At 58.3% G+C, this 14794-nt stretch carries 15 protein-coding genes; 8 read left to right on the top strand and 7 right to left on the bottom strand.

The features are described from left to right. Positions 1-470: 470 nt before the first annotated feature. Positions 471-722, bottom strand: a complete 252-nt coding sequence (gene oprI / locus AO068_RS16805) for an outer membrane lipoprotei OprI (RefSeq protein ID WP_002553018.1) — start codon at positions 720-722, stop codon at positions 471-473. Between the two features lie 471 nt (positions 723-1193). Here oprI and AO068_RS16800 point away from each other — a divergent pair, with 471 nt between their 5' ends. Next, on the top strand, positions 1194-1481 hold the full coding sequence (locus tag AO068_RS16800; RefSeq protein ID WP_002553019.1) for a GNAT family N-acetyltransferase: 288 nt from the start codon (positions 1194-1196) through the stop codon (positions 1479-1481). Positions 1482-1566: 85 nt separating this feature from the next. Here the strand turns inward: AO068_RS16800 and AO068_RS16795 are convergent, their stop codons facing one another. Continuing rightward, complete coding sequence (locus tag AO068_RS16795; protein WP_058401037.1) at positions 1567-2643, bottom strand: 3-deoxy-7-phosphoheptulonate synthase; 1077 nt, start codon at positions 2641-2643, stop codon at positions 1567-1569. Positions 2644-2886: 243 nt separating this feature from the next. Here AO068_RS16795 and AO068_RS16790 point away from each other — a divergent pair, with 243 nt between their 5' ends. The 4 genes from AO068_RS16790 to cysB all read left to right on the top strand — a co-directional run bounded on the left by AO068_RS16790 (position 2887) and on the right by cysB (position 6481). After that, complete coding sequence (locus AO068_RS16790) at positions 2887-3858, top strand: putative 2-dehydropantoate 2-reductase (RefSeq protein WP_058408927.1); 972 nt, start codon at positions 2887-2889, stop codon at positions 3856-3858. A gap of 3 nt (positions 3859-3861) precedes the next feature. After that, positions 3862-4782, top strand: a complete 921-nt coding sequence (locus tag AO068_RS16785) for a 5'-nucleotidase (protein ID WP_058401039.1) — start codon at positions 3862-3864, stop codon at positions 4780-4782. Between the two features lie 76 nt (positions 4783-4858). Continuing rightward, entirely contained in the window at positions 4859-5347 is a 489-nt protein-coding gene (locus AO068_RS16780; protein WP_058408926.1) for a universal stress protein, read from the top strand. 159 nt (positions 5348-5506) lie between these two features. Then, complete coding sequence (cysB, locus tag AO068_RS16775; protein ID WP_003382487.1) at positions 5507-6481, top strand: HTH-type transcriptional regulator CysB; 975 nt, start codon at positions 5507-5509, stop codon at positions 6479-6481. A 78-nt stretch (positions 6482-6559) separates the two neighbouring features. Here cysB and AO068_RS16770 read toward each other — a convergent pair whose 3' ends face one another. After that, a complete protein-coding gene (locus tag AO068_RS16770; RefSeq protein WP_002553025.1) occupies positions 6560-7294 on the bottom strand; it encodes a phosphoadenylyl-sulfate reductase in 735 nt (244 codons plus the stop codon). 139 nt (positions 7295-7433) lie between these two features. On the opposite strand from AO068_RS16770, the gene thrH reads away from it, so the two are divergent. Beyond that, a complete protein-coding gene (gene thrH / locus AO068_RS16765; protein ID WP_058408925.1) occupies positions 7434-8051 on the top strand; it encodes a bifunctional phosphoserine phosphatase/homoserine phosphotransferase ThrH in 618 nt (205 codons plus the stop codon). Positions 8052-8169: 118 nt separating this feature from the next. On the opposite strand, the gene pabB is transcribed toward thrH, so the two are convergent. From pabB to rloA, 4 genes are all read right to left on the bottom strand, one after another. Continuing rightward, the gene (gene pabB / locus AO068_RS16760; RefSeq protein ID WP_058408924.1) at positions 8170-9513 is read right to left on the bottom strand and encodes an aminodeoxychorismate synthase component I; all 1344 of its coding nucleotides are present in this window, start codon (positions 9511-9513) and stop codon (positions 8170-8172) included. A 75-nt stretch (positions 9514-9588) separates the two neighbouring features. Next, on the bottom strand, positions 9589-10566 hold the full coding sequence (locus tag AO068_RS16755) for an alpha-L-glutamate ligase-like protein (protein ID WP_161936594.1): 978 nt from the start codon (positions 10564-10566) through the stop codon (positions 9589-9591). Next, positions 10566-12101: an osmotic stress tolerance membrane protein RloB gene (gene rloB, locus AO068_RS16750; protein ID WP_005732527.1), complete on the bottom strand. Its 1536-nt coding sequence runs from the start codon at positions 12099-12101 to the stop codon at positions 10566-10568. Before rloB ends, AO068_RS16755 begins: the two co-directional genes overlap by 1 nt. Before the next feature lie 4 nt (positions 12102-12105). Beyond that, on the bottom strand, positions 12106-12657 hold the full coding sequence (gene rloA / locus AO068_RS16745; protein ID WP_058408923.1) for a retropepsin-like aspartic peptidase RloA: 552 nt from the start codon (positions 12655-12657) through the stop codon (positions 12106-12108). A 296-nt stretch (positions 12658-12953) separates the two neighbouring features. Here rloA and AO068_RS16740 point away from each other — a divergent pair, with 296 nt between their 5' ends. Continuing rightward, positions 12954-13661, top strand: coding sequence for a GntR family transcriptional regulator (locus AO068_RS16740; RefSeq protein ID WP_058408922.1), 708 nt, complete (start codon positions 12954-12956; stop codon positions 13659-13661). After that, positions 13658-14551 (top strand): methylisocitrate lyase, encoded by an 894-nt coding sequence (prpB, locus tag AO068_RS16735; RefSeq protein ID WP_005732529.1) that lies wholly within the window; start codon positions 13658-13660, stop codon positions 14549-14551. Before AO068_RS16740 ends, prpB begins: the two co-directional genes overlap by 4 nt. Positions 14552-14794: the final 243 nt, after the last annotated feature.

Here is a 14794-nt window from a genome sequence, read left to right as displayed (position 1 = left end):
AAGTAGGGCGCCGTAAGGGCGCAAAGGTGACCTGAGCTAGAAACATATATCACTGATGTCTCGGAACCGCCGTGTGACGCAGAGCGTCACGAACTGCATTCCCACGCGGAGCGTGAGGAACGAGCGGCGTTTGGGATAACAAAGGTGACCTGAGTCGAACCCCGATCCACCTGACATCGCAGAACCGCCGTGTGACGCAGAGCGTCACGAACTGCATTCCCACGCGGAGCGTGAGGAACGAGCGGCGTTTGGGATAACAAAGGTGACCTGAGTCGAACCCCGATCCACCTGACATCGCAGAACCGCCGTGTGACGCGGAGCGTGAGGAACGAGCGGCGTCTGGGATAACAAAGGTGACCTGAGTCGAACCTCACTATCGTGCCAATCTGTAAGCCATCACCCAGCCAGATAACAGGCATAAAAAAAGCCGACCCGTTGCCGGATCGGCTTTCAATAATCCCGGGGGATTATTACTTGCGGCTAGCTTTGTCCAGCATGCGCAGAGCGCGCTCGTTGGCTTCGTCAGCAGTTTGCTGAGCTTTTTGAGCAGCAGCCAGAGCTTCGTCAGCCTTGCGGTAGGCTTCGTCGGCACGTGCTTGCGAACGAGCTGCTGCGTCTTCGGTAGCTGTCAGACGAGCTTCGGTTTCTTTGGATACGCTGCTGCAACCGGTAGCCAGAACTGCGGCCAGAGCCAGAGCAGAGAATTTCAGAACGTTGTTCATCGTGTTCACCTTCAAGGAATTTTGTTCAAATTAGTCATCTCTCGAAAATGAGAAAACGACCGGCGTACATAGTACCCATTGTTTGTAGTAAGTAAACGGACCCAGCGCAAGAAGCTGCTAAAATTCCCTGCTTTGAAAGTGTTCCGCGTTACTTCTCAAGCGTTCTGTACAAAAACTATCCACTTTCACTGGGCCCCTGTCCGTATCGGCGGTTCCGCACAACGCGTTGAACATCTGCAAAAACCTTGGATGTTTGACTGTCGGTCGGTGCGGGAGCATTTCCAGGCATTTTTAATCCGACCGCGCTTGAGCATATCCGGCAATGGTGCCTACTATCTCAGTGTGATGTGCGTCGAGATCGGCAATGCTCTTACCGGTGTCGAAAACAGACACTGGGCGGCGTAGATGTTCCTTCGCCGGAAAAAGACCGGTAAGGTAGGGGTCAAATTCCAAGACCCGCGAGGAGTAGCGATGAGCGAGGCGTTGTCCATCCACCATGACGAAGTCGGCCACCATTTCGAAATCATTATCGACGGCCACCGTGCCTACCTGACGTACATGGATCTCGGCAAGCAGACGCTGGATTTCTACCGGACCTTTGTGCCCGATGCCTTGCGTGGACGCGGTATAGCCGCCGCCCTGACCAAGGAAGCCCTGGACTATGCAGGCAGCATGGGCTATTCCGTCATACCGTCCTGCTCTTATGTCGAGCGCTATATGGAACTGCATGACCTGCAGTCGCAGGCGGCCAAGCTCTGATACATCGAGCTTACTGACCGTAAGCATGAAAAACGCCGAGCATATGCTCGGCGTTTTCGTTGTTGCAGGTTAATCGGTCAAGCAGTTACTTGCGCTTGCGAGCGGGCAGTACGCCCTTGAGTTTCGCGTGCATGCTGCGCAGGGTCTTTTCAGTGCTTTCCCAGTCGATGCAGGCATCGGTAATGGATACGCCGTACTGCAATTCCGACAGGTCCTTCGGAATCGCCTGACAGCCCCAGTTCAAGTGACTCTCAACCATCAGGCCGATAATCGATTCGTTGCCTTCCAGAATCTGGTTGGCGACGTTTTCCATTACCAGCGGCTGCAGGGCCGGGTCCTTGTTGGAGTTGGCATGGCTGCAGTCGACCATGATGTTCGGGCGAATGCCGGACTTGTTCAGGGCCTGTTCGCACAGCGCGACGCTGACCGAATCATAGTTGGGCTTGCCATTGCCGCCGCGCAGCACGACATGGCCGTAGGCATTGCCCTTGGTGGTCACGATCGACACGCCACCTTCCTGGTTGATGCCGAGGAAGCGGTGCGGGCTCGAGACCGATTGCAAGGCGTTGATGGCAACGGTCAGGCCGCCGTCGGTGCCGTTCTTGAAGCCGACTGCCGACGACAGGCCGGAAGCCATCTCGCGGTGAGTCTGGGATTCGGTGGTGCGCGCGCCAATGGCCGACCAGCTGATCAGGTCCTGCAGATACTGCGGGGAGATCGGGTCGAGTGCTTCGGTGGCGGTTGGCAAACCCATTTCAGCCAGGTCCAGCAGCAACTGGCGACCGATATGCAGGCCATCCTGGATCTTGAACGAGTCATCCAGGTACGGGTCGTTGATCAGGCCTTTCCAGCCCACGGTAGTGCGTGGCTTCTCGAAATAGACGCGCATGACCAGATACAGCGTGTCGGACACTTCTGCCGCCAACGCCTTGAGGCGCTCTGCATACTCCTTGGCTGCCTTCAGGTCGTGGATCGAGCAGGGGCCGATCACGATGAACAGGCGGTGATCATTGCCATCGAGGATGTTGCGAATCACCTCGCGACCCTGGCTGACGGTGTGCAGGGCAGCGTCGGTCAGAGGGATTTCGCGCTTGAGCTGATCCGGGGTGATCAGAGTCTCGTTGGAGGCAACGTTAAGGTCGTCAATCGGTAAATCAGCCATCGTGTTACTCATCAGGTCGCGGGTACTGGCCGCCAACGGTCCCCCGTGCGGCGGTGCCCAGCAGGTTTGAGCGCAGCGGGGAGCCGAACCTTAGCGCGTTATCGCGCTGTTCGACAATAAGTAAACGAGGTATCGGGCAGGTTACGGGTAACTGCCCGCCGGGCCGCGCTGCTGTATTGCAAGACAATCCGCTGCGACGGATAGTGTGAGGCCCGAAATAATCTGACAGCCAAGGGAGAGGTCATGAGTGTTGATTTCCGTCGTCCGCGTGTCGGCATTATTGGTACAGGTGCCATCGGCGGCTTTTACGGGCTGATGCTGGCGCGTGCCGGATACGACGTGCATTTTTTGTTGCGCAGCGAGTTTGAGGCGGTTGCGCGCGAGGGGTTGCAGGTCAGTAGTGCCGTGCATGGCGATCTGCATCTCAAACCCGTTCAAGCCTATCGCTCGGCGGCTGACATGCCGCCTTGCGACTGGTTGCTGGTTGGCACCAAGAGCACTGGCAATGCCGCGCTGGGGCCGATCATTAGCCAGGCCGCTGCGCCGGACGCCAAAGTGTTGCTGCTGCAGAACGGTCTGGCCGTCGAAGATCAGTTGCGCAGCGTGCTGCCCGACAGCCTGCATATATTGGGCGGGCTATGTTTCGTCTGCGTCAACCGGATTGCGCCCGGCGTCGTCGCTCATGAAGCCTTCGGCGCGGTCAGTATCGGCTATCACAGCGGCCCGGCAGGCGACCAGGCGAGCCGCATGGCGGTCGTCGAAGCCTGCGCGGCCTTGTTCAAGACGGCCGGTATCGACGCCCCCGTCATGGCCAATCTGCAGCAGGCCCGCTGGCAGAAGCTGGTCTGGAATGTGCCCTACAACGGGCTGTCGGCCTTGTTGCAGACCAGTACCAGCCAATTGATGGCCGACCCTGACAGTCAGGCATTGATCCAGGCGCTGATGGATGAAGTAGTACAGGGTGCCGAGGCCTGTGGTCATGCCTTGCCGCCCGGTTTCGCGCAGCATCTGTTTACCGTGACCCAAAGCATGCCGGACTACAGGCCCAGCATGTATCACGACCTGGTCGAGAAGCGGCCACTGGAGCTTGAAGCCATTTATGCCCGGCCCCTCGCTGCCGCGCTTGCTGCAGGGTTTGACATGCCGCGCATGCGGGCGCTTTATCAGGCACTGGCATTTATTGACCGTGGCAACCGCTCGGCAAACGAGGAGTGACTCATGACAGAGGCTGATGGCCATAAGCTGGTGCTGGCGATTTCATCGCGGGCGCTGTTCGATCTTCGTGACAGCCACGACGTGTATATGGCCGACGGCGTGGAGGCCTACCGCAAGTATCAGATCGAGCACGAGGATGAGATTCTCGAGCAGGGCGACGCTTTCCCGCTGGTTGAAAAACTCCTGAGCCTCAATGCCAGCCTGGACAAGGCGCGCGTGGAAGTGGTGCTGGTGTCGCGCAACAGCGCCGATACCGGCCTGCGGGTGTTCAACTCGATCCAGCATTACGGCCTGGACATCAGCCGTGCCGCCTTCGCGGGTGGGCGCAGTCCTTATCCTTATCTGGCTGCGTTTGGCTGCCATCTGTTTCTGTCGACCCATGCCGAGGATGTGCGCAGCGCGCTGGATGCCGGTTTTGCTGCGGCGACAATCCTTTCTGGCGGTGCGCGGCGTGCAGCCAGCGCCGAGCTGCGGATTGCGTTCGATGGTGACGCCGTGTTGTTTTCCGACGAATCGGAGCGGGTTTACCAGAGCGGCGGCCTGGCTGCCTTTCAGGCCAGCGAGCGTGAGTCGGCGCGCGAGCCTTTGCGTGGTGGCCCCTTCAAACCGTTTCTCGCCGCGCTCTATCAATTGCAGCGTGAGTTTCCCGATGCGAGCTGCCCGATTCGTACCGCGCTGGTCACGGCCCGCTCGGCACCTGCACATGAACGGGTGATCCGCACCTTGCGCGAATGGGACATTCGTCTCGACGAGTCGCTGTTTCTCGGCGGCTTGCAGAAGTCGGCCTTTCTTGAAGCATTTGCCGCCGATGTATTCTTCGACGATCAGCCCGGTCACTGCGAAAAGGCACGTGAAGTGGTGGCAACCGGACATGTTCCGCATGGCATCAGCAATGAAATAACGCCGCTTGCCAACGGTGGCTGAGAAGTCCGTCGTCGCAGCCGATGATGCGCTGCTACGCTGAGTCAATCTCCGCCATTCCGGTTGTTCGGGAGGTTGTATGGTTCGTTCGATGCTGTATGCCACAGACCTTGGTCTGTACGCGCCTTATGTAACGCAGCACGCGCTGGCGCTGGCTCGAACGTTCAACGCAGGGCTGTATGTAATCCATGTCGTTGAGCCCTTGGGTCTGTTCGCCGAGTCGGTATTGCAGAGCCATCTGGGCGAGGAGGCCTTGAAAGAGCTTCGCGGCAAGGGTGTTAATACGTTTCTGGACGCCATAGAGCAACGAATGCTCGACGGCTTTCGTGAAGAACTGGGAGACGGCCACGCGGACCTCTCCCTGATTCGTACGGTGCGTGTCGTTCAGGGAGAGCCTGCCAGTGTGATTATCGAGCAGGCGCACAAGCTGGAGGTGGATTTGCTGGTGGTGGGCAGTCACAGTCGCAGGATAGAAGAGGGCACCTCGATAGGCCGGACGGCTGCCAGGGTCCTGCAATTTTCCGACGTGCCGGTCTACATGGTTCCGATGATGTTGAAAAAGGAGTGAGGGTAAGGAGAGGAAGGTTCAATTGGTGGTTTTAGTGAAATCGAGCGTGCGATCACCTTACAAAGGTGATAAAAAGTTCTAGAATTATTCGTCTCACCATTAATCCAGTTATATACCGTCGCTGATACCCATAGGGTTTATCTGCTTTGAGGGATACATATGAAGCTCCAACAACTGCGCTACATTTGGGAAGTGGCGCACCACGACCTCAACGTTTCTGCGACGGCCCAGAGCCTTTACACCTCCCAGCCCGGCATCAGCAAGCAGATTCGTCTGCTTGAAGACGAGCTGGGCGTCGAGGTTTTCGCCCGTAGTGGCAAGCACCTGACACGTGTGACACCCGCAGGCGAGCGGATTATCACCACCGCAGGCGAGATTCTGCGCAAGGTCGAAAGCATCAAGCAGATTGCCCAGGAGTTCTCCAACGAGAAGAAAGGCACACTGTCGATCGCAACCACTCACACCCAGGCGCGCTATGCGTTGCCGCCGGTCATCAGTAATTTCATCAAGCAGTACCCTGACGTGGCCTTGCACATGCATCAGGGCTCGCCAATGCAGATCGCCGAAATGGCCGCTGACGGGACGGTCGATTTCGCTATTGCCACCGAAGCGCTTGAGCAGTTCAGCGATCTGGTGATGATGCCGTGCTATCGCTGGAACCGTTGCGTTGTTGTACCGCAGGGCCACCCGTTGACCAAGGTGCCCAAGCTCACTCTGGAGCTGCTGGCCGAGTACCCGATTGTGACTTACGTATTCGGTTTTACCGGCCGCTCCAAGCTCGATGAAGCGTTCAGTCATCGGGGGCTGGTGCCCAAGGTCGTGTTTACGGCTGCGGATGCTGACGTGATCAAGACCTACGTCAGACTGAATCTGGGCGTGGGCATTGTTGCAAGGATGGCGGTAGACGAAGAGGTCGACAGCGATCTGGTGGTACTGGACGCCAGCGACCTGTTCGAGTCCAGCGTGACCAAGATCGCTTTCCGTCGCGGCACCTTCCTGCGTGGCTTTATGTGCGATTTCATCGAAAAGTTTGCCCCGCACCTGACCCGTGAAGTCATGGCCAAGGCGATTCAGTGCCATAACAAACAGGAAATGGAAGAGCTGTTTGCCAACGTCGAGTTGCCGGTGCACTAGTCGCAGCGGCAAGTTACAAGTCAGAGCCGTACGCGCTTTGACCTGTAACTTGCAGGTTGAGGCGTGCCTCTGGCGGCGTCAGTTGCGCGCTATCAGGTTGCCCGCATGCAGCCCGCATTCCTTCTGTGTGGCTTCTTCCCACCACCAGCGACCTTCGCGTTCGTGCTGGTTCGGCAATACCGGGCGGGTGCAGGGTTCGCAGCCGATGCTGATGAAACCGCGCTCGTGCAGGCTGTTGTAAGGCAGTTCCAGCATGCGGATGTAGCCCCAGATTTCTTCGCTGCTCATCTGCGCCAACGGGTTGAATTTGTACAGCGTGCGTTCGGCGGTCGAGAACGCGCTGTCGATTTCCAGCGCGGCAACGGCGCTGCGTGTGCCAGGGCTCTGGTCGCGGCGCTGGCCGGTGGCCCAGGCTGTGACGCCAGACAGTTTGCGGCGCAGCGGTTCGATCTTGCGGACGCCGCAGCATTCGCCATGACCATCCCGGTAAAAGCTGAATAGGCCTTTTTCCTTGACGAACGGTTCGAGCTTGCTCTGGTCCGGCGAGATGATTTCGATCTCGATCTTGTAGTGGTCACGGACCTGTTCAATGAAACGATAGGTTTCCGGGTGCAGGCGTCCGGTGTCGAGACTGAAGACCTTGACGTTTTTGTTCAGCTTCCAGGCCATGTCTACCAGCACGACGTCTTCGGCGCCGCTAAAGGAGATCCATAGTTCGTCACCGAAGTGTTCGAAGGCCAGTTTCAGAATGTCTTGTGCAGACTTGTTCGCATAGGTCGTCGCCAGTTCAGCGACGTCGAAAGGTTGGCTCATCAGGCGGCTTCCTAGAATGCAAGAGTGGCGCTTAAGCGCTCGTGATGGCAGCAATGGTAACAAAATCCGCTGTTCAGTGGCCGTTGCCGGAGGCTAGAGTGCTGCCTGCGTTGATAGCCAAAGCCTTGAGGAGTGTGCTGTGGAAATTGCCTGTCTGGACCTGGAAGGTGTGCTTGTCCCGGAAATATGGATCGCCTTTGCCGAAAAAACCGGTATTGAATCACTGCGCGCAACCACTCGAGACATTCCCGACTACGACGTCCTGATGAAGCAGCGCCTGCGTATTCTCGATGAGCACGGTCTGAAACTGTCGGATATTCAGGAAGTGATCGCCACCCTCAAGCCGCTGGAAGGTGCAGTGGAGTTCGTCAACTGGTTGCGCGAGCGTTTTCAAGTAGTGATTCTGTCCGACACTTTCTACGAGTTCTCGCAGCCGCTGATGCGCCAATTGGGTTTTTCGACCCTGCTATGTCATCGCCTGATCACTGATGAAACCGGCCGGGTGGTCAGTTACCAGTTGCGTCAGAGAGACCCCAAGCGTCAGTCGGTACTGGCGTTCAAAAGCCTGTACTACCGGATCATTGCGGCAGGCGACTCCTACAACGACACCACCATGCTGGGCGAGGCTGACGCCGGTATCCTGTTCCATGCCCCCGACAACGTTATCCGCGAGTTTCCGCAGTTTCCGGCGGTGCATACCTTTGATGAGCTGAAAAAAGAGTTCATCAAGGCGTCGAATCGGGATCTGCCGCTCTAGACGCAGGGCTTACACTTCTGGTTCCTGCGCAAGATCGGACGCGGAGCGTCCAGAAAGGCATGCCAACGCGGAGCATTGGCACGATAGTCGGAGCGAGGTAGGCGTATCGCGCAGGATCTCAGAGCGCCTCAAGCGTTTCCAGCAGCACACGGACCTTGGTGAAGGTTTCCTGATATTCGGCCTCGCAGTTCGAGTCCGCCACAATGCCGCCGCCGCCCCAACAGGAAATGCGCCCATCCTTGACCAGCAGGCTGCGGATGGCGATCGAGCTGTCCATTTCGCCGCGTACGTCCAGGTACATCAACGAGCCGCAATACAGGCTGCGTCGGGTCGGCTCCAGCTCGTCGATGATCTGCATGGCGCGGATCTTCGGCGCGCCCGTGATGGAGCCACCGGGGAAGCTGCCACCGATCAGGTCCAGAGCATCGTTGCCAGCGGCCAGCTCCCCGGTCACGCTGCTCACCAGATGGTGCACGTTGGGGTAGCTTTCGAGGCTGAACAGCTCGGGGACTTTCACCGAGCCGATGCGGCAACTGCGGCCGAGGTCGTTGCGCAGCAGGTCAACGATCATCAGGTTTTCAGCGCGGTCCTTTTCGCTGGCCAGCAGCTCGTTGGCGAACGCGGCATCCTCTGCGGCGTCCGGGCTGCGCGGCCGCGTACCTTTGATGGGGCGGGTTTCGACCTGCCTGGCGCTGACCCGCACGAAGCGTTCCGGAGAAAGGCTCAGGATTGCATCGCGCCCCGGCAGGCTCAAGTAGCCGGCGAACGGCGTCGGGCAAGCCGCTCGCAGTGCACAATAAGCGGCCCACGGGTCGCCAGTACATTGCGCCTGAAAGCGTTGCGCGAAGTTGACCTGATAACAGTCTCCCGCCTGGATATAGGCCTGAATGCGTTCGAAAGCCTGTCGATAGTCGTCCGCATTGATGCTGGCCTGAAACGCTTGACTGAGCCGGAAAACGGTGGGTGGTTGAGTGACGCTGACAGAGAACAGCTCAATCAGACGTTTGCGCTCGGTCTCGGCCAGCTTTGGGTGAAAGACAAGCTGGCTGGTCTGTTGCTGATGATCGCTGATCAGCGCCCAGGCGTAGAGCCCCAGGCGCGCTTCGGGCAGTTGCAGATCGTCAATGGCCTGATCCGGTAGCGGTTCCAGGCGTCGACCAAACTCATAGCTCAGATAACCGATCAGGCCGCCAGCGAAGGGCAGTTCGCACCCGTCAGGCAATTGCGCTGTGCCGAGCGCCTCGAGACTGTCGCGCAAGCGCTGGAGATAGGCGGCTCCATTCTCGTCATCGGCAACGGTCAGTTCCTGCAGCGGCCATGCACTGAGCAGGTCATATCGGCCGCGCTCGGCGGTCGGCCTGCCGCTGTCGAGCAGCACCGCGCCCGGCGCTCCGCGGATTCGCGCAAAGAACGCGATCGGGTCGGCGCTGTAGGGCAGGGGGTGTATCGAGCAGATCGGCATCGTCGAATATCGGTCTTGGAAACGCGGCTGGCGATTGTAGCCTTGCCGATGCGGCAGTCCTAGCGGTATGTCCGTTCAGACGCCGGGCACGTGACCGAACAGGTCCTGGACAAAGCTGACCCGCTCCTGCGCCGATTCCTGGCGTCCTTCAAGAGCCAGCTGCTCCAGACGCGCCTCGACGGCCTGAGTGCGATGGGTCAGGCCACTGTCATTGGCGATCTGAATGTTCAGGCCGGGACGGGCATTGAGTTCCAGAATCAGCGGGCCCTTGTCCTGGTCCAGCACCATATCGACACCAATGTAGCCCAGACCACAAAGCTCGTAACACTCGGCGGCAAGCTTCATGAAACCGTCCCAGTTGGGCAGTTGCACGCCGTCTACCGAATGGGTGGTGTCCGGGTGCTTGCTGATGATGTTGTTCAGCCAGGTGCCTTGCAGGGTGACGCCGGTGGCCAAGTCCACACCGACGCCAATCGCGCCCTGATGCAGGTTGGCCTTGCCACCTGACTGGCGGGTCGGGAGGCGCAGCATGGCCATCACCGGATAGCCCATCAGCACGATGACGCGGATGTCCGGCACGCCTTCATAACTGATGCTTTTGAAGATCGGGTCCGGAACAACCCGGTATTCGATCAGCGCCCGGTCACGGTGTCCGCCCAGCGAATAAAGGCCCGTGAGAATGCTGGACACCTGATGCTCGATTTCCGCATGGCTGATGATGCGTCCCGAGACGGTGCGAAAGCGCTCTTCGAAACGGTCGGCGATGACCAGAATGCCGTCGCCGCCTGCGCCCTGGGCGGGCTTGATTACGAAGTCGCTGTGCGCGCCGATGATATCGTCAAGCCGGTCGATTTCCTTTTCCGTGGAAATCACTCCGTACATTTCCGGCACGTGAATGCCTGCCGCGATGGCTCGCTCCTTGGTGATGATCTTGTCATCGACGACCGGATAAAGGCTGCGCTTGTTGTACTTGAGCACATAGTCGGCGTTACGCCGATTGATGCCCATGATGCCGCGGGCCTCAAGCGCCTTCCAGGTCTTCCACCAGCCGATCATTTAGTCTTTTCCTCTTTCAGAAAAGCCTTGAAGCGCATCAGTTCGGTCAGGCGATAGCCACGGTATCTGCCCATCGCCAGCATGAAGCCGACCAGTATCAACAGCACTGCCGGGAAGGTGAACACGAAATAGGTCAGTTCCGGCACGCTCATGATCAGGTGTGCCAACGATGCCGCGAACAGTGTGCCGATCGCGACTTTCATGGCGTGGCTACCGCCGCGCTCTTCCCAAGTAATAGACAGGCGTTCGATGGTCATGGTCAGGATCACCATCGGGAACAGCGCTACCGAAAGTCCGCGCTCGAGCCCCAACTTGTGGCTGAACAGGCTGATGGCTGCAATCAGCACCACAACGAAAGTCAGTACAACCGACAGGCGTGGCAGCATTTGCAGCTTCAGGTGCTCCAGGTACGAGCGCAATGACAAGCCCAGAGCGGTGATCACCGTAAACAGAATAATGCCGAAGCCCAGTTGGGTTTCGCGGAACGCCAGGGCAATCAGCACGGGCGTGAAAGTGCCCAGTGTCTGCAGGCCGATCAGGTTGCGCAGGATCAGGATGACCAGTACGCCAATCGGGATCATGACCATGACCATGAAGGTCTGCTGGGTTTGCAGCGGCAGCCCGTAGAGAGAATAGGCGAGGAAGTCGGAGTCGGTGCTGGCATCGGTCAGTTTGGCGAGACGCATGGCGTTCATTTCACTGTTATTGAGGCTGAACGTGACTTGCACTTTCTTGCCCCCTTCGACACTGACCAGGGCGTCTTCACCGGTCCACCACAACAGGCGATCATCCGGCAGACCGGCTTCACCGGTATCCGGGTTGAAGTACAGCCATTCCTTGCCATTGAAGCTGCGCAGCCAGAGTTCCGGCGTCTGCTGCTCGGCATCCAGGCGAATGGTGTGGGCCTTTTCCAGTGGTACGTGGGCGATCGACAGCAGCAGCTCGGTGACCCGGGCCTTGTTGGAGGCCGAGTTATCACCGGCCAGCAGCAGCTTGACGTTATCGTCATTCAGGTTGTTGACGCGTTTGATGGCTTCGGTGATGAAGGTTTCCACGTCCGCAGAGTGCTGGCGAATGGGGGCCAGCAGTGCCTCGGCTGCAATTTTTTCGGGGCCTTCGACGGTCATGCTGTCGCGAAAGATCGGCCCTTTGACCTTGGGTTTCTCACCGCTGTAGCGCTTGGTCAGTACCAGTCGGTAGTAAAGCGTCTGGTTGCCGGTGGCGCGACGGGCCGACCAGGTGACCTTGCGGTTGCCGTCAGCGCGGTTGACGCTGACGCCGTAATTGTTCGAGATGAAGCTTTCATTGAGGCTGATGTAGTCGTGGGCCAGTGGCGGCACGAACATCTGGACCTTCACCGAATCCTTTGGATTGGCGATGAATTCGACTTTGGCGTCGATATTCCACAGGTCATCGGTTTCGTCTTCGGTGACGGGTATGCCGAGCGCCAGTATCTGATAGGCCGTGATCGCGATGCCCAGGGTCACAAGGGCAGTGATCAGGATCTTCAGATGGAGTGTAAGAGAGCGCATGGGTTTACTCTGCGTTTTGAGCGACGGAAGCGCAGACGGGCTTCCCTGCCGCATATTTAAGACTTGGATCGACCAGCGCATCGAAGCGTTTCAACGCTTCGGAGCCGATCAAAAGCGGATATTGGAAAGCACTTCGGTCAGTCAAGTTCACTTCGATGTTGCGTAAAGCTTCACCCATACAGATATCGAGGTTGATCACCGGACGTGACGAGTATTTGTTTTCTTCATTCGGGTCAACGTCGTCGGCGCGGCGCTTGATCTTGCTGACCCGGGCCAGAGGTCGTTCTATGGGGTGTATATGCTTGCTGTCGCTGGCTATATAGAAGCGCACCCAGCTTTCGCCATTGCGTTTGAAATGCTTGATGTCGCGGGCGCTCAGTGAAGCGGTCTTGGCCCCCGTATCCAGTTTGGCGGCAATCTCGACGTCGATTTCAATGAGGCTGGCGTATTCGTTGAGGCCATAGACTGTCTTGTTGGCGGCCACGCTGACGCTGGGCAGCAGCAGGCCGGAAAAGAACAGCAGGCAGAGCAATGTGGGCAGGCTAGTCAGTCTCATAAATCCTGGCGCGATGAGCGAACAACTTCAGGGTCAGGGCGCAAATGGAGTTGACCTGAGGGTGATAGGGCAGGCAGTTCGCAGTCGCCGCTCCGGTGCGGAGCGTGCTGTGCGGACGCGGCGCATTCTAGCATGAAGCCTCGGCGCTGCCAGTGATCAACCTGTATGTCTGTTCAGGTTCTCTCGCAGGAACCTTTGACGTCCTTTTGATATATTGTCGACAATCCTTTGTTTTGCTTTGACTGATTTGCAGTTTATGGCTAGATTTGCGTCTTAACAGGCTAAAGGTGTCGACAATGCTGGGTGCGGTCGAGAAGGCAGTAGCAATCGTTGATGAGTCGGAAACCCTCTCCGAGAACGTTTTCCGACGCATTCAATCCGCTATTGTGAAAGGCGAGATCGCCCCCGGTAGCAAGATCTCCGAACCGGAGCTGGCGCGCACCTACGGCATCAGTCGCGGGCCGTTACGTGAAGCCATTCACCGGCTCGAAGGGCAGCGACTGGTGGTGCGCGTGCCGCACGTCGGTGCACGTGTTGTCGCGCTCAGCCATGCCGAGCTGATCGAGCTTTATGAGATCCGTGAGTCTCTGGAAGGGATGGCCTGCCGCCTGGCCGCCGAGCGCATGACCCCGGCCGAGATCGATGAATTGCGCGGCGTCCTTGACACCCATGAGCGCGATGCTGCGTTTCAGGCGGGCATCGGCTATTACCAGCAAGAGGGTGATTTCGATTTCCATTACCGGATCATCCAGGGCAGCGGCAATCGTACCCTCAGCCAGATGCTGTGTGGCGAGCTGTACCAACTGGTGCGCATGTACCGCATCCAGTATTCCACAACGCCCAACCGGCCTCGTCAGGCCTTTGCCGAACACCACCGTATTCTTGATGCCATCGCTGATCGCGACGGTGAGCTGGCTGAATTGTTGATGCGCCGCCATATCGGTGCATCCAGACGCAACATCGAGCGCCACTTCCAGGCGGCTCCCGACCGAGGTGAACAATGAGTCACAACAACAATACTCCCGGCCAGCGTTTCCGCGATGCGGTCGCCAGTGAACAGCCGTTGCAAGTGGTCGGCGCAATCAATGCCAATCATGCGCTGCTCGCAAAACGCGCCGGGTTCAAGGCTATTTACCTGTCTGGCGGCGGCGTTGCGGCAGGGTCACTGGGCATTCCGGACCTGGGGATTACCGGTCTTGAGGACGTGTTGATTGATGTGCGCCGCATCACCGATGTCTGCGACCTGCCGCTGCTGGTGGATGTCGACACCGGTTTCGGTTCTTCGGCATTCAATGTGGCGCGAACCGTGCGCTCGATGATCAAGGCCGGCGCTGCTGCGATTCACATTGAGGATCAGGTGGGTGCCAAGCGTTGCGGGCATCGTCCCAACAAGGAAATTGTCTCGCAGCAGGAAATGGTCGACCGGATCAAGGCTGCCGTGGATGCCCGGACTGACGACAGTTTCGTGATCATGGCGCGCACCGATGCACTGGCGGTCGAGGGTCTGGAATCGGCACTTGAGCGTGCTGCGGCCTGTATCGAAGCGGGCGCGGATATGGTGTTTCCAGAGGCAATCACCGAGCTGGCGATGTACAAGCAATTTGCCAACCGTGCAGGCGTGCCGATCCTGGCCAATATCACTGAATTTGGCGCTACACCCTTGTTTACCGTCGATGAGCTGCGCGCGGCCGACGTGTCGCTGGTCCTTTACCCGCTTTCTGCCTTCCGTGCCATGAACAAGGCTGCGGAAAATGTCTACGGCGCGATCCGTCGCGATGGTAGCCAGAAGAACGTGGTCGACAGCATGCAGACGCGCATGGAGCTGTACGACGCCATCGACTACCACACCTTCGAGCAGAAACTCGACGCGCTGTTTGCGCAGAAAAAGGGCTGATGGGCACAGAACGAGAACTCTTGTTCCCACGCTGCAAGCTCAGCGTTATACACAGGTCTTGAGATGACCATCGTGCCAATGCTCCGCGTTGGCATGCAGTTCGTGACGCTCTGCGTCACAAGTTTCCAGCCTGGCGAGAAAGCAAACGTAATCGAAACTCAGGCCCGCATTCGTACGGACTGAATCACGCGTCAAGGCTCCAATGTGTGACGCGGAGCGTCACGAAATGCATTACCACGCGGA

Origin of the sequence: Pseudomonas sp. ICMP 3272, from assembly GCF_001466905.1 — a bacterium.
Lineage (GTDB): Bacteria > Pseudomonadota > Gammaproteobacteria > Pseudomonadales > Pseudomonadaceae > Aquipseudomonas > Aquipseudomonas amygdali.
The sequence above is the reverse complement of the archived record's forward strand: the minus strand, read 5'-3'. Positions and strand labels throughout refer to the sequence as shown.

Bases quoted from the DNA above. Each gene is read 5' to 3' on its own strand.
- oprI (WP_002553018.1), bottom strand. From the start codon at position 722: ATGAACAACGTTCTGAAATTCTCTGCTCTGGCTCTGGCCGCAGTTCTG.
- AO068_RS16800 (WP_002553019.1), top strand. From the start codon at position 1,194: ATGAGCGAGGCGTTGTCCATCCACCATGACGAAGTCGGCCACCATTTC.
- AO068_RS16795 (WP_058401037.1), bottom strand. From the start codon at position 2,643: ATGGCTGATTTACCGATTGACGACCTTAACGTTGCCTCCAACGAGACT.
- AO068_RS16790 (WP_058408927.1), top strand. From the start codon at position 2,887: ATGAGTGTTGATTTCCGTCGTCCGCGTGTCGGCATTATTGGTACAGGT.
- AO068_RS16785 (WP_058401039.1), top strand. From the start codon at position 3,862: ATGACAGAGGCTGATGGCCATAAGCTGGTGCTGGCGATTTCATCGCGG.
- AO068_RS16780 (WP_058408926.1), top strand. From the start codon at position 4,859: ATGGTTCGTTCGATGCTGTATGCCACAGACCTTGGTCTGTACGCGCCT.
- cysB (WP_003382487.1), top strand. From the start codon at position 5,507: ATGAAGCTCCAACAACTGCGCTACATTTGGGAAGTGGCGCACCACGAC.
- AO068_RS16770 (WP_002553025.1), bottom strand. From the start codon at position 7,294: ATGAGCCAACCTTTCGACGTCGCTGAACTGGCGACGACCTATGCGAAC.
- pabB (WP_058408924.1), bottom strand. From the start codon at position 9,513: ATGCCGATCTGCTCGATACACCCCCTGCCCTACAGCGCCGACCCGATC.
- rloB (WP_005732527.1), bottom strand. From the start codon at position 12,101: ATGCGCTCTCTTACACTCCATCTGAAGATCCTGATCACTGCCCTTGTG.
- rloA (WP_058408923.1), bottom strand. From the start codon at position 12,657: ATGAGACTGACTAGCCTGCCCACATTGCTCTGCCTGCTGTTCTTTTCC.
- AO068_RS16740 (WP_058408922.1), top strand. From the start codon at position 12,954: ATGCTGGGTGCGGTCGAGAAGGCAGTAGCAATCGTTGATGAGTCGGAA.
- prpB (WP_005732529.1), top strand. From the start codon at position 13,658: ATGAGTCACAACAACAATACTCCCGGCCAGCGTTTCCGCGATGCGGTC.